This window comes from Sulfitobacter profundi (genome assembly GCF_042661425.1).
GTDB lineage: Bacteria > Pseudomonadota > Alphaproteobacteria > Rhodobacterales > Rhodobacteraceae > Sulfitobacter > Sulfitobacter profundi.
This window is the reverse complement of the sequence record NZ_JBHSWA010000001.1, coordinates 519874-543409: the sequence shown is the minus strand read 5'-3', so window position 1 is coordinate 543409 and position 23536 is coordinate 519874. Positions and strand designations below refer to the sequence as shown.

Here is a 23536-nt window from a genome sequence, read left to right as displayed (position 1 = left end):
TGGGCGGCGATACGTTGGACCTGGTGCAATTTGTGCAAGCCTGCGATTTCAAGGCGGCCCTGGCGTTTTTGCTGGGGGTGAGGCGGCCGGCGATCCGGCCGAGCGCCGGCGCCGTGAGCAAGAGGCCGCGGCCCGTGAAAAGGCGCGGCGCCAGGTGGCCGAGCGCAAACGGGCCGAGGCCATCGCCCAGGCCCGTGATATTTGGAATAGCGCCTTGCCCGGCGCCGGCACGCTGGCCGAGGTGTATCTGGCCGGCCGTGGCCTGCGCTTGGACCCTTGGCCCTTCACGCTGCGGTTTTTGCCCGCGCATCGCTACATAAGCGCAAAGGTGGATCACCGCGGCCCCTGTATGATCGCGGCGGTGCAGGACCGCGCGGGCCGCGTCGCGGCGGTGCACCAAACCTATTTGACCCCCGAGGGGCGCAAAGCCGAGATATTCGACCGCGACGGCGCCCCGATGCCGGCCAAGCTGGTGCGCGGATCAAAAAAGGCGGCTCAATCCGTTTTGGCAAGCTGGCGGCCGACCGTCCCCTGGTGATGGGAGAGGGGATTGAAACCACGCTATCTGCCGGCGTCTTGGACCTGGTGCCGGGGGCCGTGCTCTGGGCTGGGGTTGATCTTGGCAATATGGCCGGCCGCCAGTTGCGGGTGCCGGGCCAAAGGCATTCCGGCCGCCCCGATCCGGCCGATGATGCCGCCGCCTTTGTCCCGCCGGCCCGGCCGTCGCGCCTGGTCTTTCTGCAAGACGGCGATAGCGACCCCAAGAGCACCGCGGCCAAGCTGCAAAGCGGGCTGCGGCGCGCCCGTGCACATTACCCTGATCTGCCCCTGGCGATCCTGCCTGCCCCCGAGGGGCAGGATTTCAATGATCTACTGCAAAAACAAAAAACGGAACTTGGCAATGATTGACCACGATATGCAAGAAATCGAAATTGACGCGGATATGAGGGACGCGGGCGAGGATCGGGAACCCGAGGCCGAAGGCTTGCCCGACATGCACGATATCTCGGGCGATTGCGCGCTGCCCGAGGGGCAGGCCCCTACCGATCCCGAGGCCCCGGCCGAGTTGACCGACCAGGAAAAGGCCGCCGCGTTGCCGCTCAATGACTTTGGCAACGGCCGCCGCCTGGCAATCTACTATGGCGAGGACATGCTGTTTGTCCCGCGCCTCGGCTGGTTTCGCTGGGGTGGCCAGCGTTGGGAAGCGGATGAAGATGAAATAACCGTGCGGCGCGATGCGCAAGACCTCGGCCAATTAATCAATGCCGAGGCGGGGTGCCTGGTGCTGGAGGATTGGCAAATGGCCGCGCTGGAGGCTTGGAAGCTGAAAAAGCGCGATTATAACCGTTTGTCGCGCGACAAATACAAGGGCACCGCAAGCGACGACGATCTGGCCCAAATGGAGGAAATGGAGCCGATGCGCGAGGCCGGGCTGGCGGCCGAGAAGGCCCTGGGCGCCAAGCGGCGCAAACATGAGGCTTGGGCGGTCAATTCCGGCAATTCGGGCAAGATTGAAAACATGCTGAAAGAGGCCCGGGTGGGCCTGGCGGCCGCCATCCATGATCTAAACGTGGACCCCTTGGCGGTCTGCTGTGAAAACGGCGTGTTGCGGTTTGCGCGGGTGCAGGATGAGCATGAGGCCGGCTGGACAAAACGGCCGATCTATCGCGCATCGGTGCGCCTTGACGATCACGCGCGCGGGGATCGCATTACCAAGATGATGCGCGCGCCTTATGATCCGGCCGCCCCGCGGCCCGCCTTTGATGCGTTTTTGGAGACGGTGCAGCCTGACCCGATCATGCGGGGGTTTCTCAAGCGGTGGTTTGGCTATTCCATGACCGGCCTGACCTCTGAGCAATGCCTGGCCTTTCTCTTTGGCGGTGGGCGCAACGGTAAATCCACGCTGGTGGATATCCTGGCAAAAATCTTTGCCGACTATGGCACCACGGTGCCCATTGAAACCCTGACCGGATCGGAACAACGCAAGGGCAGTGATGCCACCCCCGATCTGGTGCGCCTGCCCGGCGCGCGGATGGTGCGGGCCTCTGAGCCGGAACAAGGCCAGCGGATGAAAGAGGCTTTGGTTAAATCTCTGACCGGCGGCGAAGCCATCCTAATTCGCCGGATGATGCAGGAATTTGTGGAGATTACACCAGAATTCAAGCTGACCATTTCCGGCAACCACAAGCCCGAAATCCGCGGCGGGGATGATGGAATTTGGCGGCGTATTTTGCTGGTGGGATTCGACGTGCAGATTGCCGATGCAGACGTGAACAAAGACCTGCCGGCGCTGCTTTGGGAAGAGCGCGCGGGGATCTTTGCCTGGCTGGTCGAGGGCTGTTTGGAATATCTGGAGTTTGGCCTGGGCGTGCCCGACGCGGTGCGCGCGGCCACCGAGGAATACCGCAAGGATAGCGACCCGCTGCGCGTATTCTTGACCGAGGATTGCACCTGGTCAGCCGATCCTGGCGCCTTCACCTCGGGCCGCGACCTGGCCGATGGGTTCAACGCCTTTTTGCTGGGCCGTGGGGAAAGTGTTTGGGGCCGCCGCACCGTGGCCAACCAAATCAAAGCGCGCTCGGCCACCATGAAAGGCCCAGGCGGCCGCATGATGCGATGGGGCAAGAAAAGCGACACGGGCTATTTCGGCATTGAGTTGAGCCAAGAGGCCCGCGACCGCATCGCCAAATATGGCGAGGAAATCCGCGCCGGTGCGGGGCGCAAAGGATGATCGGGCCGTTTCTGCCCGCGGTGCTGGCCTGGGCGGCGGGGGTATCCCGCCGGGTGCCCGATCCGGCCGAGCCGTGCCAAAGCCATTTTGGCCAGCGGGCGCAAGAGCGCGGGGTGGTGTCGGTGCATGGTGATCTGTTGAAATGGGCGGTGGAGCAAGCCCTGGTGGCGCGCCGCGATGATCTGGTGGCCGAAGTATTCGCGATCTGCCCGCAATCGCGGGTGGTGCGCGTGATCTTGCCCGAGGGGGCGTTTTATCCGGTCATTGTCGAGGGCCACGGCGCGACGATCTACAACGCGGATAACCTGCGCAAGCTGCGCCGTGCCCGCCGGCTGCGCAAGCGCCATTCGGGCCGCCGGCTGCGGCGCGCGCATCGCGGCGGCCAGGCATGAGCGCCCCTAAGAAGCCGGCGCCCCGCGCCCCTGGGCCGTGCGATATCTGCCGGGCGCCGATTGCGCCTTTTGGCTATGCGCCCCCGGCTTGCGGTCTTTGAAGCCCGGCCAGCGGGCGCTGCGGTCTTGTGAAAACCCTGATTGCCGCGCGGCGGCCCGCGCCCGGCGCGCGGCCGCTTTGGACCCGTTCCAGCGCGCGCGTGAGGCGGCCGCACCCGTGGCGACCCTGACCCCTGCGCGGCCCTCTGTTGAAGGTGGCCAGGGCAGTCTCTTTGACTGACGCCTGAGCGGCGCCGTGCGCGCCGCAACGCCGGCCCGACTAGGGCCGGCACCGCCTATCCTACCCCATGCAAATCTGCCGCGGCCTGGCCGGGCGCCCGCGGCGCCCTTAGCGCCCCTGCGCCGTCCGATTTGGGCGCGGCGGGAGTGCCGAGGCGGGCGGGGGTCGGGCGCGCGCGCCCCAAAGCCGGCCGATTCCTCGGCCCAACCCCCAACCCCCGGCCCCCTATAAGCTGAAATGACTTTCGCTAATCCCGTTAAAACGCTGCGCGGGACCAACGAAATGGGAGAGGCGGCGAAAATTGGGGCGAAAATTCAGGGTCTTGCGCTGCCCATTAGGCCCGGCGGGATTAGAGGGACTAATATTGAGGGGCTGGCCCTATATACACAAAAGGGGGTGCGGGGGGCCAAGGGTCAAATCTCTTTCACATATAGGTTGTAAATATTGATCCCATTAATCCCATAAAGTTAGATAAATGACCTGTTATCAATGATTTAAGCCTGTTTTCTCTAGTCCCGTGTTGATCCCGTCTAGTCCTGTTAATCCCATGATTTTAAGGCTTGCACGCTATATCGTGCGGCGTGCTAATGTGGGGCCACCAGATATTGAAAGGTTTGCCCAAATGGATGATTACAACCGCGCCCCAATTGTTGACCCTGACGCCGGCGCTGCGGCCCGATACTTGGGCACGGTCAACGCGGGCTTGATCGCGGCGGCCTGTGCCCGGCGCCAGGGATACCGCGACAACGGCGCACGCGCGCCCCTCGGCCTTGGGGCTGATCCGGTGCGGCTTGGCGTGGTTAAGGACTTTCGCGGGCCGCAAACCCCGCTGGGCTATAAGACCGCCCGGCGCGCCCTGCCGCGCAATCTGGCGCCGATCCTGGGCGATCTGGCCTTGACCGATCCGCGCCGGGTGGCGGCTGATCTGGTGGCCGATGTGGTTGAGCGGTTGAGTGGCGCCGGCGGTGCGGATTGGCTGGGCGGCGACACTAAGGCGGCGCTGTCGGATGGCGGGGCGACGACACGTTGCCGGCTGGCCGCGCGCTGGCGGATCATTGAAGCGGCGGCCAATGAATGGGAGATTTCCACCTTTGGGCGGATCACCAGGGGCGAGGAAACCCTGGCCCTGCCGGTGCGCCGCAAGCGCGGCAACCGCCAGCCTATTAAGGCGATTGCCTTGGTGCTCGGGCTTTGTTCGGATGGGTTGAGCCTGGCGGAAATCCTGGCCCGGCATGGCTGGCCCGAGCATTCCAAACATACCCGCGCCCTGCGCCTGGCCGCGCTGGAGGTCTTGGACCGGGTTGCAAAATCATTGGGCCATTGATTGCTAAGGCTTGACCGTTAGTGTCGGGCCGGTGATTGTCTCTTTCAACGGTTGATAACTGTGCCCGAGGGGGCCGGCGGCGGATGCGCCCCGGCCCCCATTGCGTGCCCGCCCAAGGATATCCCATGCCCCGCCTGTCGAGCCTGCCGCCCCGCTTGGCGGCCGCGCCTCTTGCTGTTGGCTATGCCACGCCCGAGGATGCCGAGCGTGCCCGTGATCGGGCGCGGGTGCAGGGCAACAACCTGCGCCGGCTCTACCGCACCAAACGCTGGCGCGAAACGCGGCTGGAGGTGCTGGAGCGCGACGGCTGGACCTGCCGGCAAACTGGCATCTTGCTGGTGGGCCAGTATCCGGCGGCCGATAGCCCGGTGATTGACCATATCAACAAGCCCGATGGCAACTTGGCCTTGTTTTGGGATTTGGCCAACCTTCAGGCGGTAAGCAAAGCCTGGCACGATAGCGAAAAGCAACGCCAGGAGCGCGCCGCGGCCGCCCTGGCCCCAAGATAGCGGGCCGATCTGCCGCCACCCCCTGGGCCTCGGCTATGCTGCCCGGTGCCCCGCTCTGGCGGGAGGGGTGGGGTCGATCCCTAGAACGGCCAGGGGCCGCGAACCCGACCCCCTACAATGCGGAGATTTTTTTCCCATGGTTAAGACGAAATCCGAAGCCAAGCCGGCTGATCCCTTTTCGGTTGATATGTTCGGCGCGCCAAATGACCAAATTCGCGAAAGATGGGGGCGGCCACAATACAAGAAAACAGAAGAAAATCAGTTGCTTGTGTCTACTTTAAAGGCCGCGGGCTGGAGCCAGGCGCGCATTGCCGCTTATTTGCGCTGCGATATTAAGACCCTGCGCAATAATTTTTCCCGAGAGTTGCAGGCCGGCGCCGATCTGATCGAAGGCCAAGCCCTGGAAGTTTTGGTGCGCCAAATGCGCAATGGCAAGCTAACGGCCGTGCGCCAGGTGTTGAGCATGACCGAAAAGGGCAGGGCTACGCCCCCGCCGGCCCCCGAGGATCACCCCGAGGCCCCCGAAAAACTGGGCAAGAAAGAGCAACTAGACCAGGCCGCGCAAACCCCGCCCTCTAGCTGGGGCAGCTTGCTAAACTGATGCCCTTTGATTTCGCCTGCCCCGATTGGCTGGCGCGGCTGGAGGATGGCCGGCCGCCCATGGCCGATCTTGACCTGGACGCCGAGGCGGTGGCCCGTGCGGTTGGGGTCTTTGACAACTTGCGCCTGCCCGATGTGGCCGGCCAGCCGCTCATGCGCGATGCCTGCGGCGATTGGTTCCGGTCTTTGGTGGGGGCGGCCTTTGGCTCGGCCGATGCGGTCACCGGGGAAAGGGCGGTGGGCGAAATCTTTTGCCTGGTGCCCAAGAAAAACTCTAAAACCACCAATTCTGCGGCGCTTGGCCTGACGGCCATGTTGCTTAACAAGACCCCCGGCGCCGAAATGCTAATAATCGGCCCGACCAAGGAAATCGCGGATACCTGTTTCCGCCAAGCCAAGGGCATGATTGACGCTGACCCCGAGGACGCCGAAACCGGCCGGGCCTATCTGCGCGACCGTTTCCATGTGGCCGACCACGAAAAGAAAATTACCTGCCGGGTGACCGGTGCGACGCTGAAAATCAAAGCCTTTGATATGCGGGTGGTCACCGGGTCCATTCCGGTTTTGTGCATCATTGACGAATTGCACGTTTTGGGCAGTAACGCCCACGCGCAGCGGGTGCTGGGGCAAATCCGCGGCGGGATGATTACCCGCCCCGATAGCCTGCTGCTGTTCATCACCACGCAAAGCGATGAGCCGCCGCGCGGGGTGTTTCGGTCTGAATTGACTTATGCCCGCCGGGTGCGCGATGGCGATGTGAAAGACGGCAACCTGCTGCCGGTGCTCTATGAGTTGCCCGAGGCGGTGCAAATTGACCCGGAAAAGCCTTGGCGCGATCCGAAATATTGGCCTCTTGTGCTGCCCAACCTGGGCCGCTCAATAACGATTGACCGCCTCATGCGGCTTTACCGCAAAGCGCTGGAGAAAGGCCCCGATGAGGAATTGCGGTGGGCCTCGCAACACCTGAATTTGCAGTTGGGCATGGGCAAACATGCCGAAGGCTGGATTGCGGCGGATTTCTGGCCGGCGGCGGGTGAGGATTACACGCTGGAGGAATTCCTGGACCGCTGCGAAGTGGTGACCGCGGGGATTGACGGCGGCGGGCTGGACGATTTGCTGGGTCTTGGCCTGATCGGCCGAGAGGTCGAGACAAAACGCTGGCTGCATTGGGGCCGGGCTTGGTGCTCTGAATTGGTGCTGGAGCGCCGCAAAGATATCGCGCCCTTGCTTAAGGATTTTGAGGCCGAGGGCGATTTGGTTATTTTGACCGACCCCACGCAAGACCTGCGCGAGGTCGCGGGGCTTCTGGCCCAGGTTTCCGCCCGCGGGTTGTTTCCGGCCGCCCATGCCATCGGCCTGGACCCCTACGGGGTCGCGGCCTTGGTGGATGAGTTGGCGGCCCAGGGTCTAGAGGGCGATCTATTGGTGGCTGTGGGCCAAGGGTCGCGCCTGACGCCGGCCATTCACGGTGCCGAGCGCAAATTGCAAGACGGCACGCTGCGCCATGCCCGGCAAGGGATCATGGCCTGGGCCATGGGCAATGCCAAGATTGAGCAACGGGGCAGCGCCGTGACGGTCACCAAAGCGGCCGCCGGCCGCGCCAAGATTGATCCCGTGATTGGGCTTTTGAACGCTTTCACGCTCATGTCACGCAACCCCGAGGCCGAGGGCGATAGCGCCTCGCCCTGGGATGATCCCGCCTTTTCTCTGGCGGCACAATGAAAGGCCCTATGATGCGCTTTCCCTTTATCCGCCGCGCCGAAAAGGCCCCCGCTGTCGCCCCGGTGCCCGAGGCCCGCGACGCGGCCCTGCCGACCATGGTGCAGAGCAACCCGGCGCTGGTGTCTTTCCTGGGGATGATGGATGGCGCCACCTCTGAGCCGGTCACGATTGATAGTGCCCTGGGGCTGACCCCGATTTGGTCGGCCGTCAATTTCCTGTCGCGCACCTTGGCCAGCCTGCCGGTGAAAGTGTATGAGCGCCAGGCGGATGGCGGGCGCAAAGCGGTATCCGGTCACCCGCTGGCGGCCTTGCTCAACGGCGCGGCCAATGATGAAACAACCGCCTTTGCCTGGCGTCAATCGGCCTGGGGCGATACATTCACGGCCGGCCGGCAAGTGTCTTGGATTGAGCGCAATGGCCGCGGCGATCCGCTCAACCTTTGGCCGCTGGAGGTGGCCAAGGTCACCTTGCAAAGCGCGGGCGGCCGGCTGACCTATTTTTACCGCGACGGATCACCGCGCGGCAAAACCTACCGCGCCGCCGATATCTTAGACCTGGCGTTTATGCCGGGCGCCACCCGCCTGACCGCCCGCGGCCCGATTGCCAGCAACGCCAAAACCGTGGCCCTGGCCTTAGCGGTGACCAAATACGGCGCCAAATTCTTTGACCAGGGCGGCATCCCGCCCTTTACCATTTCCGGCCCGATGCGCACCGCGGACGGCGCCGGGCGCGCCTCGGCCGATCTGACCCAGGCGGTGGCAAAACTGGCCAATGAAGGCGGCCACGCTCTGGCGCTGCCCGATGGCCACACGCTGAACCCGCTTGGCTTTGACCCTGAGAAAATGCAAATGGTTGAGGTCAAGCGGCTGCTGGTCGAGGAATTCGCGCGCATCTATCAAATGCCGCCGGCGTTCCTGCAAGACCTAAGCCATGGCACCTTTAGCAATGTCGAACAGCAAGACCTGCAATTGGTCAAACATGTTCTGTCGCCCTGGGTCAAAGCCTGGGAGGCCGAGGCCAATCTAAAGCTATTTGGCCGCGCGGCCGGTCCCCTCTATCTGGAAACAAGCCTGGATGCGATCCTGCGCGGCGATCTGTTGAGCCGATCCGATGCGCTATCCAAACGGATTGCCAGCGGCCAGATGACGCCAAACGAAGCCCGCGAAATGGACAACCGCCCGGCGCTGGCCGGCGGTGACGTGCTGTTTATGCAAGGTGCGATGGCGCCGGTGGCCGCGCTGGCCCAGGGCGAAACCCAACCAAAAGGAAATCCCGATGAATAAGACCCAAACCGCCGCCGCGGTGGAAAGCCGCTTTGCTGTATCTGCCCCGCTGGAAATCCGCGCGGCCGAGGATGGCGCGGGCGTGGCCGTGGCGGGCTATGCCGCGATTTTTAACGAGCGCGCCGACATTGGCGGCTATTTCCAAGAAATGATCGCGCCCGGTGCCTTTGACGGCCGGCTGGGCGATGATTGCGTTTTTTGGTTAACCATGAGGGGCTGCCCCTGGCGCGCACCACCAGCGGCACCTTGAAATTGACCGTGGATGCGCGTGGGCTGCACGTCGAAACCGTGTTGGACCCAAGCGACCCCGAGGCGGCGGCGGTGATCGCCAAAATGCGCCGCGGCGATATGGATAAAATGTCATTTTCCTTTCGGGTCGAGAAAGAGACCTGGGACGAAAGCGGCGATATGCCCCTGCGCACGATTGAGCGCATCGCGGAATTGCGCGACGTGGCCCTGGTCACCCGGCCGGCCTATGCCGGCACCGAAATTGCCTTGCGCAGCCTGGAGGCCGCCCGCGCCTCGGCCGAAGGCCAAGAGACCCAAACGGCGCGCCAGCGTCGGATGCGGATGCAGCTTGTACTGCAAGAGGGCTAAGGCCCGTTAAGACCGGGCCGCCGCCCTGGCGCGTCCCTCACAAATCAACCCCCGATGAAAGGTTAAGACATGACCCCTAAAGAGTTGCGCGAAAAGCGCGCCCGCCTGGTGACCGAAGCCCGCGCAAAGCTGGACGAAATCACCGACAAAACGCCCGAGGCCCGCGCGGCCGAATTGGAGGGCGAGTTTAATTCTATGATGGCCGAGGCCGGCCGGCTGCTGTCGCGTGCCGAGGCGCTGGAGCAATCCGACGCGGCCCTGGCGTCGCTGGAGGAAGGCCAGGAAAGCAACCGCCCCGAGCACCGCGGCCAAAGCGGTGCCGGCGATGCCCGCGCACGCCTGCGCCGATGGAATACCGCCAGGCGTTTCAGGAATTGTTGCGGCGCGGCGGTGATATTCACATGGTGGACCCCGAGGCCCGCAAGGTGATTGAGCGCGTTGAGGCCGAGGCCCGCGCGCAAACCGCCGGCACCCCGGCCGAGGGTGGGTTTTGGTGCCCGACGAAATGCACCGGGCGATTGTCAAAGCCATGGCCGCTTGGGGGCCGATGTTTGCGGAAGGTTTCGCGACCGTCATTCACACGCCCGGCGGGGGCACTATTCCAATTCCTGGCGTGGATGATACCGCGGGCCGGGCGCCAAAACAGGCTGCCGAGGGCGACACGCCGGCCAATGATGGCTCTGGCGATGTGGTCTTTACCCGCAAGACCCTTGAGGATTTCATGTATAGCACGCCTTGGATTAAGGTGTCTTTGCAGCTTCTTACCGGGTCGGTGGAAAACATGGAAAGCCTGCTGGGCGAGTTGCTGGGCGAACGCCTGGGCCGCACCGCCAACGATAAGCTAACCGTGGGCACCGGCGCGGGTGAGCCGGTTGGCATTGTCACCGCGGCGGGTGTCGGCAAAATGGCGGCCAGCCTGTCGGGGATCACCACCGACGAATTCCAAGAATTGGTGCATTCTGTTGATCCGGCTTACCGCACCTCGCCCAAGTTCGGCGTGATGATGAATGACAACACGTCGCTGGCCCTATCGAAGCTGAAAGACACGACCGGCCGCTATATTCTCAACGAGGAAGGCGACCGGATCAAAATGGGCCGGGTGTCGGCCAAGGTGACGATCAACCAAGCCATGGCAGATATCGGCGCCAGCGCCCGGTCCATGGTTGCAGGCGATGTTGGCAAATACTTTGTGCGCAAGATTGGCGGCACGGTGATTGGCACGGATCGCGGCGCCACCTTCTGGCCCAACATGGGGATTGCTGGCTATACGCGCTTTGACGGCGCGCTGGCCGATGATCGCGCCGTGAAAGCCCTGGTGCACCCCGCGGTCTAACCGCGCGCAAATAGCACGATAATTCGTGCAACGCCCCGGCGCCGATCCTGGCGCCGGGGCAATCCTGAGCCTGGAGAAAACCCCGTGGAAAAAGTTACCGTTAAAATGACCGTCGCGCGCACCGATGTGGCCGCCGGCGCTGAGATTGCAGTTTCCCCGCAAGAGGCGGGCCGCATGTTGAAAGCCGGCCAAATTGTGCAGCCCTCGGCCGAGGTGCTGGAGGCGATCAAGCGTGCGGCCGAGGCCGATGGCGTGGAAACCGCCGCCGCTGCCGGCGCGCCCAAGAAAACGCGCGCCAAAAAGGCCAAAGCAAAGCCCGCCGATCCTGCGCCGGCTGACCCCGCGCCAGCCGATCCCAAGCCGGCCGATCCTGCGCCGGCCGCTGCTGACAAGGCGGGCGCCTAATGACCTGGGGCGGCGTTTCTGTTCTGAGCAAGCCAGCGGCGCTGCCCTTGCCGTGGCCGATCTAAAGGCCCGTCTGCGGGTGGATCACGCGGATGAAGATCTGGAGATTGAGGGGTTTCTGCGCGCGGCCGTTGCCATGATTGACGGCCCCGAGGGCATTGGCGTTGCGATCCTGCGCCAAACCTGGCGCCTGACCTTAGATATTTTGCCGGCCCAGGTGATCCTGCCCGGCGCACCCATCGCCGGCCTGGTGGCCTTGCGGGTGTTGGGTGCCGGCGGCACCTGGCAAGAGGTGCCGCCGGAGGATTGCCGCCTGGTTGCGGGCATTGATCCGGTGCGCCTGGTGCCCGCGCCGGGGGTGTCTTGGCCGCGGCCGGCCGCGCAACCCGGCGCGGTGCAGATTGACTATACCCTGGGCGCCGCCACGCCTGCGGAGGCCGACCCGGCGCTTGTCACCGCCGTGGCGCTGATCGCGGGCCAGTATTACAACCACCGCGCCGCCATCATGGAGGGCCAGGCGGTTGAGCTGCCCTTGGGCGCGCGCCATATCATGGAGGGCCGCCGCCGCGGTCTGGTGGGCTGATGGACGCTGGCCGCCTGCGCCACCGCGCCGCCTTTGCCCGGCGCAATGAGGATGCCCGCGACGGGATGGGAAACCCTGCGCCCGCGACCTGGGCGCCGCTGCTGACGGTTTGGGCAAATTTTCGCGAAACCCTTGGCCGTGAGGCCCTGGCGGCGGGCCGGATGGAGGGCCGCCGCACCGGCACGCTGCGCCTGCGCAATTCGGCCGCGGCGCGCGGGATCACTGCCGCGGATCGGGTCACCTTGCTAAATGCGACCTGGGAGGTGGTAAGCCCGCCGGCGCATGTGGATGAGGCCGGCGCCTGGCTGGAGTTGCGCCTGGAGTGGCTGGCATGAAAGTGACCGGGGATAAAAAGTTGATGCGCCAGCTAAAGGCGCTGCCCGAAAGTGCGCGCGGCCATTTGGCCACCGCCATGCGCCGCAATGTCGAGGAAGGCGAGAAAATCGCCAATGTGCTGGCGCCCGATGTGACCCATGAAACCCGCGGCAATATCTACTCGGAATTGAAAGACGATGGCCTAACCGGGATTGTCTATGCGATCCCAAGCGATGCGCCGCAAGAGGATAAAGACCGGGCCTATTCGATTGAGCACGGCCGAAAAAGGGCCGCCGCGGCACCACCGAGGGGCACAAGTATATGTGGCAAACCCGGCAATACCTGCAAAAGAAATTTCGTGGCCGAATGCGGCGGGCGATGAAGAAAGCCGTGAAAGAGGTGACCAATGGCTGATTATGCCGGCGCACTGCAAGCGGCCCTGGTGGCCCATTTGGTGGCCGATGCGCCCCTGGCCGCGCTGATCGGCGGCCGGGTGGTGGATGAGCCGGGCCAAGTGGCCTTGCCCTACCTGCAAATCGCGTCCCTGGACGTGGCGGGCGATGATACCGACCTGACCACCGGCGCAACCGTGCAAGTGGGCCTGGTGATCCGCACCCGCCCCGCGGCTGGCAAGACCGAGGCCCAGGCCATTTGCGGTGCGGCCGCGGCGGCCTTGCACCGCCGGCCCGAGGCGCTGGACGTGGCGCCTTTCACCATTTCCGAAATCGAGGTGCAAACCTGGATAGTCCAACGCGAGGGCAATGGCCTGGCCTATACCGGCCGCCTGGCTGCCCTGGCGCATATGGATGCCGCCTAACGCGCGCCACCAGGCGGGGCGCAATTCACCACAACCGAAAGGATAAGACATGGCTAAACAAAAAGGCCGCGCGATGCTGTTGAAAATCAGCGACGGGGAAGCAATCCCCGTTTTTACGCCATTTGCCGGGCTGACAAGCAAAAGCCTGCAAATCAATAATGAGCGCATTGACGTGACCACCCCCGACCCGGTGACCCCCGAGGGCGAAATGTGGCGCGAAACCCTGGACGGGGTGAAATCGGTGTCGGTGTCGGGCGATGGCCAATTGGTCGAAGGTGCCAACGAGGCGCGGCTGGTGACCATTGCCATGTCGGCTGCGGCCGAAGATGATTTTCAGGTGGTTGTGCCGGGTCTTGGCGCCTTTGCGGGCCGCTTTGCGGTTAATGTGGAATACACCGGCGCCGAGGATATGACCTTTTCCATTACGCTGCAAAGCACCGGAAAAATCACCTTTACCGCGGCGGTCTAATGGGGATCGCTGCACAAGCAAAGCGGGGCGGGCTGGTCGAACAATTGGCCGGCGCGTCCCGCGCGATGATCCTGACAAACGACGAAATCGAGCGTTTCGAGGATCGCCATTTTGGCATTTTCCAATTGTGGGATGGTTTCTTTGGCCGGGCCGCGCGCCCGACCACGGGCCAGGTGCGCGACCTTGTGGCCTTGGGCCTAGTGGGCGCGGGCATGAGCGACGCGGAGGCGGATCGCTTCATTTCAAGCCTGGGGCCTGACCACAATATGCGCCTTTACCAATTGGCCCAGGCCCTGATCGGCGTGGCCTTTTATCCCGATGCGGCCGAGGCCGGGGGCGGTGACCCCGAGGACGCGGTGGCGGGGGATGATGGAAAAAAGACCCCGCCCGCGCCTGGGGGTAAGGCGGATCGCGCGGAGCGCGGCGCCCTTGGGCATTACGCCCGACCAGGTGCGGGCGATGATCCCGCGCGATTGGCTGCTGATTGTGCGCGGCTATGACGACAAGGCCAAGGTGGGCAAGCCCGGCGCGGATGCACCGAGCAAGGCCGAGGTGGCAGCATTGGTGGAGGCTTACGGATGAGCGACGCAGAGCGGCTTAATATTATTCTGACGGCGCGCGACCGTGAGTTTACGCGGGCGATGGATCGCAACAACAAGCTGATTTCCAAATTCGCCGGCAACACCAACCGCGGGTTGAGCACCGCCGCCAAAAGTTTTGACAAGATGGGCACGGCCGCCAAGGGCAGCGCCACCGGCCTCGGCCGTCTTGTTAACATGTCCGGCTCGGGCCGATTTGTGCTGCAAAACACCAGCGCGCAGCTAGGCGATATGGCTGTGCAGATGGAAATGGGCACCGATAAATCCCGCATCTTGGCGCAACAGTTGCCGCAATTGTTTGGCGGCTTTGGCGCCTTGGGGGCGCGCTTGGCATTGTCGCGCCGCTTTTGGGCACGGTCGCGGCGGTCGGCATTCCTGTGGCCGCTTTCTTACTGAAAATGGGCGACGGTGCCGAGGAAAGTGGCGAGAAAATCAAAGTGTTTGGCGATTACGTCGCGGATGCAGAGGCGGCCCTGGGTCGGGCCGAGGCCGCCATGGCCACCGCCAGCGCCGGCGGCTTGGATGATCTGGCCGAGAAATATGGCACGCTAACCGATAAAATCCGCAACCTGGCCGATGCGTTGGCTGACATTGAAATGCGCGCGGCGCAATCGGCGGTGGGGGCGGTCCTGGACAAGGCTTTGGGCGACGGGTTCCAGGCCGAGGTCGATAAGGTTTTTGGGACCGTAGGGGCGGCGATTGTTAATGCGGGCAGTGAGGCGGCCCAGTCCGAGGCCGCGGCGATGCGTGAAAGCCTCGCCGGGCTGAAATCCGAAATGGATATGATTGCGCTGTCGGGCATGGGCATACCCGAGGCCCTAAAGGCGCAATTTGCCGAAATGCAGGCCGAATTGGCGGCGGTTGAGGGCCGGGTGGCCGATATGGGCAGCCTGGGCAGTGAATTGGGCGTAAGCGTTGAAACGCTGCAAAGCCTGGACGCGTTGCAGGAAAAGCTGGAATTGGCGCGCGAGGCCGGGGAATTCCACGGTGTGGCCGATGCTCTGAGCGAAATTCGGGTAATCCTTCAGGGCGCCGGCGATGATATTGACCAGTTGGTCATTGATGCGTTGGCGCAGGCCGAGGACCAGGCCCGCAAAATGGCCAAGGAATTGGGCCAGGCGGATGAGGCGGCGGTTTCTCTGGCCGAAAATGCAGCGCATATCGCGGGCGGTCTGTCGCCGGCCGTTTCTGAGGCGATCCGCTTGGCCGAGTGGCTGGGCATTTCGCTGAAAACCGCCCAGGTCTTGGCCAAGCTGGGGCCGCAAGGGATGCCAGAGGCGCCGCAAGGGGGCCGCGGCGGCGATCCGCGCACCATGGGGGGCAGCATTGAGGATTGGCGCTATCGTGAGGCCGATTCATTCCTGGAAAATTGGGAGCCGCCAAAGCCGTCGCGCTCGGGTCGGTCGGCCCGGTCGGGTGGCTCGGGCGGCGGCGGGCGTAGCCGCAAGACCGAGGCCGAGAAAACGGCGGCAAAGGAGGCCAGCGCGGCCACCCGGAAATATGAAAGCGCGGTGAAGGCGCTGGAAAAAGCCTTTGGCGAAAACGAGGCCCGCGCCGAGGGCTACCGCGAGAAACTGGACGCCCTGAAAACGCAATTCGATGCCGGCAAGATTTCCGCCAAGGACTACGCGGGCGGGGTCGATAAAATTAAAGACGCATTCCAGGAAAGCGCGCGCCAGGCCAAATCCCTGGAGGATGCCGCGGCGCAAACCTTTGCCAGCATTGTCACCGGATCGGCCAGCGCCGGGGATGCGCTGTCAAGCCTCTTTTCCAACCTGGCCAACCAATTGGCGCAATCCGCCTTTTCCGGCCTGTTTGGCGGCTCTGAGGTTTTCGCCGGCCTGGGTGATCTGATTTCGGGCAATTTCGAGGGTGGCGGCTATACCGGCAATGCGCCCCGCGCCGGCGGTTTGGATGGCAAGGGCGGGTTCCTGGCCATGATGCACCCCAAGGAAAGCGTCATTGACCATACCAAGGGCGGCGGCGGGGCCGCGGGTTCGGGCGGCGGCGGGTCGGTCAATATCAATGTTTCGGTGTCGGGCGCGCGGGGCAATTCGGAGATTTCCGAAATGGTGAAAACCGGCGTGAGCCAGGGGTTGCAGCACTATGACCGATCTGTGCTGCCGCGGTCGGTCAAGCAAATCAACAGCGACCCGCGGAGGATCGGTTAATGGCCTATTCACAACCGGCCATCCTGGCCGATTTTTTCAATACGCTGCCGATCCAAGAGGTGGATTTTCGCCTGGATCGCCAGCGCCAGGTCAATGGGCTTGCGGGCGGCGAAATTTTAACCGCCGATCTGGCGCCGGCGCTTTGGGCGGGATCCATGCGCCTGGCCACAATGCCCAAGCGTCGCGCGGCCGAGGTGCAGGCGGTGCTGGCCGACCTGGAAGCGCCGGGCCGGTCTTTTGAGGTGACCAAGGCGCACCAAATTGGCCCCGCGTCTGATCCCGCCGGCACGCTTTTGGCTGGGGCAAACCCGACCGTTGCCGAGGTGGACGCGACCAACGCGCACCGCCTTAAGCTGTCGGGTTTGCCGGCCGGCTTTGCCATGGTGCCCGGCGATTTCTTGTCATTCACCTATGACCAGGGCAGCGGCCCGCGCCGGGCCTTTCACCAGGTGGTGCAGGGGCAAACGGCCGACGCCCAGGGGGCACAAGCCTTTTTCATGCGGGTGCAGCCCTTGGTGCGGCCCGGCACGATTTCCGGCGGTGTCACCCTGACCCGGCCGCCGATGCTGGCGGTCTTGGTGCCGGGGTCGGTTAGCTACGGCGTCACCTTTGGCAATACGACCAGCGGCATGTCTTTTGCATTCCGCCAAACTCTGAGGCCCTGACATGCGCGAATTTGACCCTGCAACACTGGAATTGCTTGCCGGCCGCCGCGGCCTAGAGGCGCGGCGCTTGGTGTGGATCGCCGCGCGCAATCGGCAAACCGGGATCATTGAGGGCATGGGGCTTTGCACCGGCGCCGATGATTTGACGGTGACTATTGCTGGCGTGTCGCGCACCTATCTTGGGGTGGGCGCCTTGCTGGAGTCCGAGCCGATCACCGCCGGCGCGGGGCTGACGGTGCGCATTCACCAGTTGCGCCTGGCCGCCATTGATGGCCGCGTGGAGGATTTGGTGAAAGGCTATGAAACGCGCTTTGCCGATGTGGATATCCACCGCGCCATCTTTGACCCTGAAACCGGCGCCATGGCCGGCCCGCCGCACCGGGTGTTTCGCGGCCTGGTCAACGCGCTGGATTTCCCGACTGGCCCGGTCGATGGCAGCCCGGCTTGCATCATTGAGGTGGTGAGCGAAACCCGCGCTTTGACGCGCACGCTGCCCACGAAAAAATCAGATGATAGCCACCAGGCCCGCGGCGGGGATCGGTTCCGCCGCTATGCCGAGATTTCGGGCGCGGTGCCGGTCTATTGGAATGAAATCCGATCTGATCCAACGCAAAGCCCGACGCAGGGCGGCGGCGCTTCAAACAATGGGGGCGCGTCAATGACCGTTGATGCCACATTAGAGCGCCGGCCCGATTGGCGCGTGCGCTTGGCCGACTATCTGGCGGGCGTGGCCCGGCGACCCTTTCGCCCTGGCACCATGGATTGCGGGTTGTTTGCCGCGGGCGCCGTCGAGGCCATGACCGGCACCGACCTGGGGGCCGAGTGGCGCGGCACCTACCGCACAATTTCCGCGGCCCGTGAGGCCCTGCGCGGCGCGGGCTTTGCCGATCATGTGGCTTTGGTGGCGTCCCTGCTGCCCGAGGTTTCGCCCGCCTATGCCCAGGCGGGCGATATTGCGGCGCTGCCGGGCAGCGACGGCGGCCCGGCCCTGGGCGTGGTGCAGGGCGCATCGGTCTATTGTTTACGGCCCTCGGGTCTGGCGCTGGTCAGCCGGTTGCATATTGAAAAGGCATTTAAAGTATGAAGCAATTCCCGACATTTGCGGCGGTGCTCTTGGTGGCGCTTGTCTCGGCGGGCGCGGCCGCGGCTGATCCGGTCACGGCGCTGATTACGGCCATTAACGCCTTTGCGGCCACCTCGGCCGTCGCGGCCTTTGTGGTGCGCATGGGCATGTCTTTGGTGTTTTCCGCCCTGGCCTCGGCCTTGGCCGGCAAGCCAAGCCAGCGCCAGCCGGGGATCAAAACCGAGCATAGCACCACCGGCGGGGTCAATCCGCAAACCTTTATCCTGGGCACCTATGCCACCGCCGGCAACACGGCGGCGCCGCCCTATTCGCACCCGAATTCGGGCAAATACCCAAATATCTATCTGACCTATGTGATTGATATTGCGGATATGCCGGGGGTGAGTTTTTCGCGCTTGATGGTGTCGGGGGAATATGTCGAGGATTTGCGCCCGTCCAGTGATCCAACCCGCGATTTTGAGGGGGAACTGGAGGGGGAACACCCGCATCTTTGGTTAACCTGGCATGATGGCAGCCAAAGCCTGGCCGATCCCTACATGCTGGAGCACTACGCGACCCACGCGGAGCGGCCCTGGCAAAGCGATATGGTAGGCACCGGCCTGACCTATGCGGTGGTGACGTTCAAATATAATCGCGAGCGGTGGAATCAGTTGCCCGGCGTCCGTTTTGAGGTCAAGGGTATTCCCCTTTATGACCCGCGCGCCGATGGCACGGTGGGCGGCACGGGCGCGCAGCGCTGGAATGATCCGAGCACCTGGGCGCAAAGTGATAATCCCGCGGTGATGATCTATAACATTCTGCGCGGCCTGACCCTGCCCGATGGGCGCCGCTGGGGTGGCAAGGTGGCCGCGGGTGATCTGCCGCTGGACAATTGGTTTGCCGCGATGAATGAGTGCGATTTGGACGTGGCCCTGGCGGCTGGCGGCACCGAGGCGCAATATCGGGCCGGGCTGGAGGTGTCGGTGGATACCGAGCCGGCGGCCGTGATTGAAGAATTGATGAAAGCCTGTTCGGCCAGCCTGTCCGAGGTGGGCGGGGTTTATAAGCTGCGCGTTGGCCCGCCGGCGCTGCCGGTGTTTTTCATGTCCGATGAGGATGTGGTTGTGGACCGCCCGCAAAGCCTGGCGCCCTATCCTGGTCTTGACGGGGTGCACAATGCGATCCACGCGACCCATCCAAGCCCGGCGGCGCTTTGGGAAAGCCGCGACGCCCCGCCGCGCTATAATGCGGAATGGGAGGCCGAGGACGGCGGCCGGCAATTGGTGGCCCAGGTGGACCTGCCGGCCGTGGCCAGTGATACCCAAGTGCAGCGCCTTATGCAGGCTTGGATTGATGATGAGCGCCGGTTTCGCCGCCATAGCTTGACCCTGCCCCCGGAGGCGGCGGTTTTGGAGCCTCTGGACGCCATTGCCTGGACAAGCGCGCGCGAAGGCTACAACGCCAAGATTTTTGAGATTGGCGAGGCCACCGACGATCTAACAACCTGTTTGCAAGCCCTGGCAATGCGTGAGCGTGACGCGGGGGATTTTGCCTGGGTGCCGGCCAATGAAATTCCGGTGACCCATCCCGATCCGCGGCCGACCCGGCCCCTGGCGCGGGTGGTCACCCTTTTGAACCTGGAGGCGATTGCGCTGGTGGATGGCGCCGCGGTCGGGCGCCGGCCGGGTTTTCTCTTGAACTGGGATGCGGCCACGATTGCGCCGCATGAGGGGCTGGAATATCAGGTTGAACTGCCCACGGGCGTGGTGGTGACAAGCGGCGTTGTGGCGGATGCGACCGAGGGGCAGGTGGTGATTTCCGCCGGCCTCTTGCCGCTTACGGGCTATCGCGCCCGCGCCCGTATCTTGGGCGCCCGCCCTGGCAGTTGGACCGATTGGGTGTTGGGGACCACGTTGGATATCCGCTTTTCCACGGCTGATTTGACCGTGGAGGTCACCGACCAATTGGCGGCGGTTGATGTGCTGTCCGATGATTTGGCGGTGGTGAAGGGCACGGCCGATGGCGTGCGCCAGGATCACAATGCCTTGGTGGCGGGGTTTCTGGGCGGCACGCTGGCAACAGCCTTTGCGGACGTGGATCAAGAGACGACAAAGCTTTCGTCGGAAATTGACGATCTGGGCCGCAAGTATCAACCCAACCACTTTGAGGAGGATGGTAAGCACTGGACGTATAATATCGACGGCAACCCCGATACGTGGGGAGGCTTGAATTCCAGCATCCAGTTCAGGACCGTGCCGAACGTGGGCCGTGTTGCCTATGCGGCTTTCAATATCTCGTCCAACGCCCATGTCGCGCCCAAGTCTGGCTACCTGCCGTTCATCGCGGGCAATACCTACCGTATGCGCGTTCAAATACGTCATGTCGGTGCGCTGGTAGCGGGCACCAAAGTTGTCATGCTCATGCGCAAGTTTGACGAGAACTATATCAGCACCGGAAACATCGCTTCACTGTCCATCCCATTTGTCGCACCAAACACTTGGGAAACCTATGAGATTGAACACACTGCTTCTGGTGATGCTGCCTATGTCCTGCCGTTTATCTATTTCCCTGCGGCCTATAACAACCCCGGCGCGCAAGTCGAAGTCCGCTTGTTGGACATTGCCGACATCACAGATACGGCCCAAGCACAGGCAACCCTTTCCGCCACCCTGACGCAAAACTACCTGACCGCCACCGACACCACAGAAGCCATTTCCGAGGCGCGGCTAGAGTTGGAAGCCGAAATCACGAAGGTAGGGGAAAGCGGCGATGCTTTCACCGCGATCTTGGATACCTATGACCCGGCGAAGGCCGGTGCCGCCGCTGGCGGATCAACCGGCGCCGCGGCACTTGGGCAATCTGGAACGACCATCATCACCGAAAACGGCACCGCGCGCGATACCGCTGGAGCCACAAACGGCTATATCCTCACGATACCCACCGATACCGCCCTGCAATTTGGCGCACGGCGTGTCAAAATCTCTGTCATGGCCCGCAAGCCAGCCACCAATGGGGCCACACGCTTCAGCGTGGCCTACTCGACTTCTGACACGGGCAACAGCGGGGCCATGGATGCCGACCGTGATCTCTCGACCGGATGGGAATGGTACACGTTCTTCTACGATGTCCCCGCACCCAACGCGGGCGGGCTGGATTTTCTTGGCATCTACGGCGACAACAGCAAAACCGGCAAGGGCACGGAAGTGGCCCGTGTGCTGATCGAGGTGTCCTCTGAGGCGGGTGAATTGCCGGAGATTGCGACACTTCAGGGCGATATCACCAATATTTATGCGCTGGATGCCAATGGCCTTAACGGCACTGTTTTTGGCGCCATGCTCAATGAGTTGAATGTTGCCGGAAACGGCAAGATTGCCGGGGTTGATAACTTTGGCACGGCCATGGCCGATCTGCATGGCAATGTCAGCGCGTCCTACTTGCTGCGCGCCCGCGCCGGCGGTCAAGTGGGTGAGCTGGAGGTGGTGGCCTGGGATAATGCTTCGGGCGGTGGCACCGCCATTTTCCTAAGCGCGGAATATATCTTTGCCAGGGGGACGCTCAACGCCAATCTGCTGGCGGTCGGCAATAACGCAAATATGTTGTTTAACACCGACTTTGAAGATGGGTTGGCGTATTTCGCCACCGGGGTGAGCGGCACCGCCGGTGTCGATACTCAGCTTGTCGTGCGCCCGCCGGGGGTGAACAACTGGACGGACGGCATCAACCCCGTGCTCAGGGCCTATCAGAACAGTGCTGCCACAACCGGGTATTTCGATTTCTACCCCAAGCATAAAGACGGGGCCGGAAATCAGGTCAATATCCCCGTTGAGCCGGGGGAATATTATGAACTGTCGGCCTATGTCAGTACTCACCGATGCGCCGGTACGCTATATCTGCAATGGCATGACGCCGCAGGCGCAGCCATAGTAGCGCCAAGTGTTCCAGTCCCCGTAGGTGGGGGGCCGAGTAATGACCCTATGGCGTGGCAGCGTCCCTTTCTGATCGCGCAAGCCCCCAGCAACGCAAAAACCGTGCGACCGATTTTCCGCAAACATAGCACGGCAAGCGGTTCTGACAGTTACCTGTTTGTCTACAAACCGATGCTGGCCAAGACGCATAGAGATGCCACGCAGCCCAGCCAATATCTGGCAAGGGGCACCACCTACGTTGATGGGCAAAAGGTCATCACCGGCACGCTCTATGCGGATGCCGTAAACACGGGCAGCTTTTCGGCCGCTGGCCTGGCGGTCTTTGGCGACACGCTGAAATCAAGCAACTTTAACGGGTTGATTGACGGCGCGGGGGCCATCACTGACCCAGGCAGCCAAGGCTGGGCCATCACCGCGCAGGGGAACGCGGCTTTCACTAATCTCTTGGTCAAAGAGGATTTGCAGGTGGGCGCGGCCTCGGCGGGGGCCAGCGTGTCGGAATACGCGACCCCGGTGGTAAAGGACCACGATGGCACAAGTTCCTCTATCTATACCGGGCAATGGCCCACGGATACCTTTTGGACGCTGGCCTGGGATTGCGAGTTTCGCAATCGGCGCGGGAGTACGACCTACAACGGCGATACCCTGACATATACCACCACCGACCACCGCACCCGCGCGGTGCCGCAATACCGTTTCAAGATCGGCGGTGTCTGGCAGTCTTGGGTCACAGTGTCGCCTTCTGGTTATAGCAACTCAAAAACGACCTTCGACAAGCATAGCGTCACCCTGGTCTTGATTGGCGATTATGAGAGTTGCCAGTTGCGGATCATTTTCCAGGAAATCACGCAAAGCCGGTCGGGCAATGATCCCTACAACAACGCCAACGTCCAAAAAGTGAACGTGATAGCAAAGGCGCTTATCCGATGAATCAACACTACATTGTCATAGACCAGGACGGCCTGGTTGTCTCTGCGGGTGTTGGCATTCCGCCGGTGGGCGCGATCATTGTGGACCGTGCCGAGGTGCGCGACCTGCGCCGGCTTTATGTGGACGGCGCCAATGGTCTGGTGCCGCGCCCCGCGGTGCCGGGCGCCACGCTGGAGGGGGATAGCTTGTCAGTGCCGTCTGGCCCGGCGGGCACCCGCCTGCGCGTGGTCGATAGGGTGAGCGATGAAATCCTATGGCAGCACGTCACCGAGGCCGCCGGCGCGGCCCATGTTCTGACCCTTGCCGATCCCGGCGCCTATGTGGTGGATATTGACCCGCCAAGCCCGTGGATCGGCGTGCAAATGGAGTTTGCGAAATGATCCTGACCCGCTCGGCCGCCAGCAAAGGCCAAGAAATGACCCGCCACCGGGCCGCGGCCGTGGCCCAGGTCAATCAGATGATTGGTGACACGCGGCTAATATTCATCACCGACATACCGGGCCAGGGCGCGATCTATGCCGAGAAAGAGGCTGAGGCGATTAGCTACATGGCCCTTGACCCGGCGCCGGCTGATCTGGCGCCATATCCGTTTATTGAGCAAGAAATGTTGGCCACGGGCATGACGGGCCACGAGTGCGCGCAATTGTTCCTTAATATGGCGGCGCAGTGGCGGCCCTTGGGGGCGCAACTTGAGGGCTTGCGGATCGGGTGCAACCACAAAATCAGCGCGGCCCTATCCAAGCAAGAGGTGGACCTGGTGTTGGCTGACCTGGAAGCCGCCTTACGGGCCTATGCCCAGGGCTAAGGGGGCGGCGATTGCGG

Annotated in this window: 28 protein-coding genes; all 28 read left to right on the top strand. The window is 63.2% G+C overall.

Annotated features, from left to right (window positions below; all coding sequences use genetic code 11):
• Window positions 1-154 precede the first annotated feature (154 nt).
• The 28 genes from ACFQAU_RS02910 (at window position 155) to ACFQAU_RS02775 (ending at window position 23519) form a co-directional block, all read left to right on the top strand.
• Window positions 155-538 (top strand): DUF7146 domain-containing protein, encoded by a 384-nt coding sequence (locus ACFQAU_RS02910; protein WP_386280430.1) that lies wholly within the window; start codon window positions 155-157, stop codon window positions 536-538.
• Window positions 538-909: a toprim domain-containing protein gene (locus ACFQAU_RS02905; protein ID WP_386280427.1), complete on the top strand. Its 372-nt coding sequence runs from the start codon at window positions 538-540 to the stop codon at window positions 907-909. Before ACFQAU_RS02910 ends, ACFQAU_RS02905 begins: the two co-directional genes overlap by 1 nt.
• Window positions 902-2731: a DNA primase family protein gene (locus ACFQAU_RS02900; protein WP_165935622.1), complete on the top strand. Its 1830-nt coding sequence runs from the start codon at window positions 902-904 to the stop codon at window positions 2729-2731. The genes ACFQAU_RS02905 and ACFQAU_RS02900 overlap by 8 nt, the downstream gene beginning before the upstream one ends.
• A complete protein-coding gene (locus tag ACFQAU_RS02895) occupies window positions 2728-3123 on the top strand; it encodes a hypothetical protein (protein ID WP_132446801.1) in 396 nt (131 codons plus the stop codon). Before ACFQAU_RS02900 ends, ACFQAU_RS02895 begins: the two co-directional genes overlap by 4 nt.
• Before the next feature lie 902 nt (window positions 3124-4025).
• Window positions 4026-4727, top strand: coding sequence for a hypothetical protein (locus tag ACFQAU_RS02890; RefSeq protein ID WP_132447000.1), 702 nt, complete (start codon window positions 4026-4028; stop codon window positions 4725-4727).
• A 125-nt stretch (window positions 4728-4852) separates the two neighbouring features.
• Complete coding sequence (locus tag ACFQAU_RS02885; RefSeq protein ID WP_132447002.1) at window positions 4853-5236, top strand: HNH endonuclease; 384 nt, start codon at window positions 4853-4855, stop codon at window positions 5234-5236.
• Window positions 5237-5372: 136 nt separating this feature from the next.
• A complete protein-coding gene (locus ACFQAU_RS02880; RefSeq protein ID WP_132447004.1) occupies window positions 5373-5837 on the top strand; it encodes a hypothetical protein in 465 nt (154 codons plus the stop codon).
• Between the two features lie 59 nt (window positions 5838-5896).
• Window positions 5897-7558 (top strand): terminase large subunit, encoded by a 1662-nt coding sequence (locus tag ACFQAU_RS02875; RefSeq protein ID WP_240791687.1) that lies wholly within the window; start codon window positions 5897-5899, stop codon window positions 7556-7558.
• An 8-nt stretch (window positions 7559-7566) separates the two neighbouring features.
• Window positions 7567-8841 carry a phage portal protein gene (locus ACFQAU_RS02870; RefSeq protein WP_165935631.1) on the top strand — a complete coding sequence of 425 codons (1275 nt, stop codon included), beginning with the start codon at window positions 7567-7569 and terminating at the stop codon, window positions 8839-8841.
• Window positions 8834-9091, top strand: coding sequence for an HK97 family phage prohead protease (locus ACFQAU_RS02865; RefSeq protein WP_386280413.1), 258 nt, complete (start codon window positions 8834-8836; stop codon window positions 9089-9091). Before ACFQAU_RS02870 ends, ACFQAU_RS02865 begins: the two co-directional genes overlap by 8 nt.
• The gene (locus tag ACFQAU_RS02860) at window positions 9088-9438 is read left to right on the top strand and encodes an HK97 family phage prohead protease (protein ID WP_386280410.1); all 351 of its coding nucleotides are present in this window, start codon (window positions 9088-9090) and stop codon (window positions 9436-9438) included. The genes ACFQAU_RS02865 and ACFQAU_RS02860 overlap by 4 nt, the downstream gene beginning before the upstream one ends.
• A gap of 69 nt (window positions 9439-9507) precedes the next feature.
• The gene (locus tag ACFQAU_RS02855; RefSeq protein ID WP_386280407.1) at window positions 9508-9867 is read left to right on the top strand and encodes a hypothetical protein; all 360 of its coding nucleotides are present in this window, start codon (window positions 9508-9510) and stop codon (window positions 9865-9867) included.
• Between the two features lie 61 nt (window positions 9868-9928).
• Window positions 9929-10771: a phage major capsid protein gene (locus ACFQAU_RS02850; RefSeq protein WP_386280403.1), complete on the top strand. Its 843-nt coding sequence runs from the start codon at window positions 9929-9931 to the stop codon at window positions 10769-10771.
• 105 nt (window positions 10772-10876) lie between these two features.
• Window positions 10877-11176, top strand: coding sequence for a hypothetical protein (locus tag ACFQAU_RS02845; protein WP_132447014.1), 300 nt, complete (start codon window positions 10877-10879; stop codon window positions 11174-11176).
• Window positions 11094-11759 (top strand): head-tail connector protein, encoded by a 666-nt coding sequence (locus ACFQAU_RS02840; RefSeq protein WP_386283779.1) that lies wholly within the window; start codon window positions 11094-11096, stop codon window positions 11757-11759. Before ACFQAU_RS02845 ends, ACFQAU_RS02840 begins: the two co-directional genes overlap by 83 nt.
• Window positions 11759-12094 (top strand): head-tail adaptor protein, encoded by a 336-nt coding sequence (locus ACFQAU_RS02835; RefSeq protein ID WP_132447018.1) that lies wholly within the window; start codon window positions 11759-11761, stop codon window positions 12092-12094. Before ACFQAU_RS02840 ends, ACFQAU_RS02835 begins: the two co-directional genes overlap by 1 nt.
• Window positions 12091-12456 carry a hypothetical protein gene (locus ACFQAU_RS02830; protein WP_386280399.1) on the top strand — a complete coding sequence of 122 codons (366 nt, stop codon included), beginning with the start codon at window positions 12091-12093 and terminating at the stop codon, window positions 12454-12456. The genes ACFQAU_RS02835 and ACFQAU_RS02830 overlap by 4 nt, the downstream gene beginning before the upstream one ends.
• 24 nt (window positions 12457-12480) lie before the next feature.
• Entirely contained in the window at window positions 12481-12891 is a 411-nt protein-coding gene (gp17, locus tag ACFQAU_RS02825; RefSeq protein WP_132447022.1) for a tail completion protein gp17, read from the top strand.
• A gap of 49 nt (window positions 12892-12940) precedes the next feature.
• Window positions 12941-13360, top strand: coding sequence for a phage tail tube protein (locus ACFQAU_RS02820; RefSeq protein ID WP_132447024.1), 420 nt, complete (start codon window positions 12941-12943; stop codon window positions 13358-13360).
• Complete coding sequence (locus tag ACFQAU_RS02815; protein ID WP_386280394.1) at window positions 13360-13860, top strand: hypothetical protein; 501 nt, start codon at window positions 13360-13362, stop codon at window positions 13858-13860. The genes ACFQAU_RS02820 and ACFQAU_RS02815 overlap by 1 nt, the downstream gene beginning before the upstream one ends.
• A complete protein-coding gene (locus ACFQAU_RS02810; protein WP_276321506.1) occupies window positions 13820-13942 on the top strand; it encodes a hypothetical protein in 123 nt (40 codons plus the stop codon). The genes ACFQAU_RS02815 and ACFQAU_RS02810 overlap by 41 nt, the downstream gene beginning before the upstream one ends.
• The gene (locus ACFQAU_RS02805; RefSeq protein ID WP_386280391.1) at window positions 13939-14355 is read left to right on the top strand and encodes a hypothetical protein; all 417 of its coding nucleotides are present in this window, start codon (window positions 13939-13941) and stop codon (window positions 14353-14355) included. Before ACFQAU_RS02810 ends, ACFQAU_RS02805 begins: the two co-directional genes overlap by 4 nt.
• Window positions 14337-16130 carry a hypothetical protein gene (locus tag ACFQAU_RS02800; RefSeq protein ID WP_386280388.1) on the top strand — a complete coding sequence of 598 codons (1794 nt, stop codon included), beginning with the start codon at window positions 14337-14339 and terminating at the stop codon, window positions 16128-16130. The genes ACFQAU_RS02805 and ACFQAU_RS02800 overlap by 19 nt, the downstream gene beginning before the upstream one ends.
• Window positions 16130-16795 carry a hypothetical protein gene (locus ACFQAU_RS02795; RefSeq protein WP_132447030.1) on the top strand — a complete coding sequence of 222 codons (666 nt, stop codon included), beginning with the start codon at window positions 16130-16132 and terminating at the stop codon, window positions 16793-16795. Before ACFQAU_RS02800 ends, ACFQAU_RS02795 begins: the two co-directional genes overlap by 1 nt.
• A 1-nt stretch (window position 16796) precedes the next feature.
• The gene (locus ACFQAU_RS02790; protein ID WP_386280384.1) at window positions 16797-17879 is read left to right on the top strand and encodes a DUF6950 family protein; all 1083 of its coding nucleotides are present in this window, start codon (window positions 16797-16799) and stop codon (window positions 17877-17879) included.
• Complete coding sequence (locus ACFQAU_RS02785) at window positions 17876-22714, top strand: phage tail protein (protein ID WP_132447036.1); 4839 nt, start codon at window positions 17876-17878, stop codon at window positions 22712-22714. The genes ACFQAU_RS02790 and ACFQAU_RS02785 overlap by 4 nt, the downstream gene beginning before the upstream one ends.
• Window positions 22711-23094: a hypothetical protein gene (locus ACFQAU_RS02780; RefSeq protein ID WP_132447038.1), complete on the top strand. Its 384-nt coding sequence runs from the start codon at window positions 22711-22713 to the stop codon at window positions 23092-23094. The genes ACFQAU_RS02785 and ACFQAU_RS02780 overlap by 4 nt, the downstream gene beginning before the upstream one ends.
• Complete coding sequence (locus tag ACFQAU_RS02775; protein WP_132447040.1) at window positions 23091-23519, top strand: hypothetical protein; 429 nt, start codon at window positions 23091-23093, stop codon at window positions 23517-23519. Before ACFQAU_RS02780 ends, ACFQAU_RS02775 begins: the two co-directional genes overlap by 4 nt.
• Window positions 23520-23536: the final 17 nt, after the last annotated feature.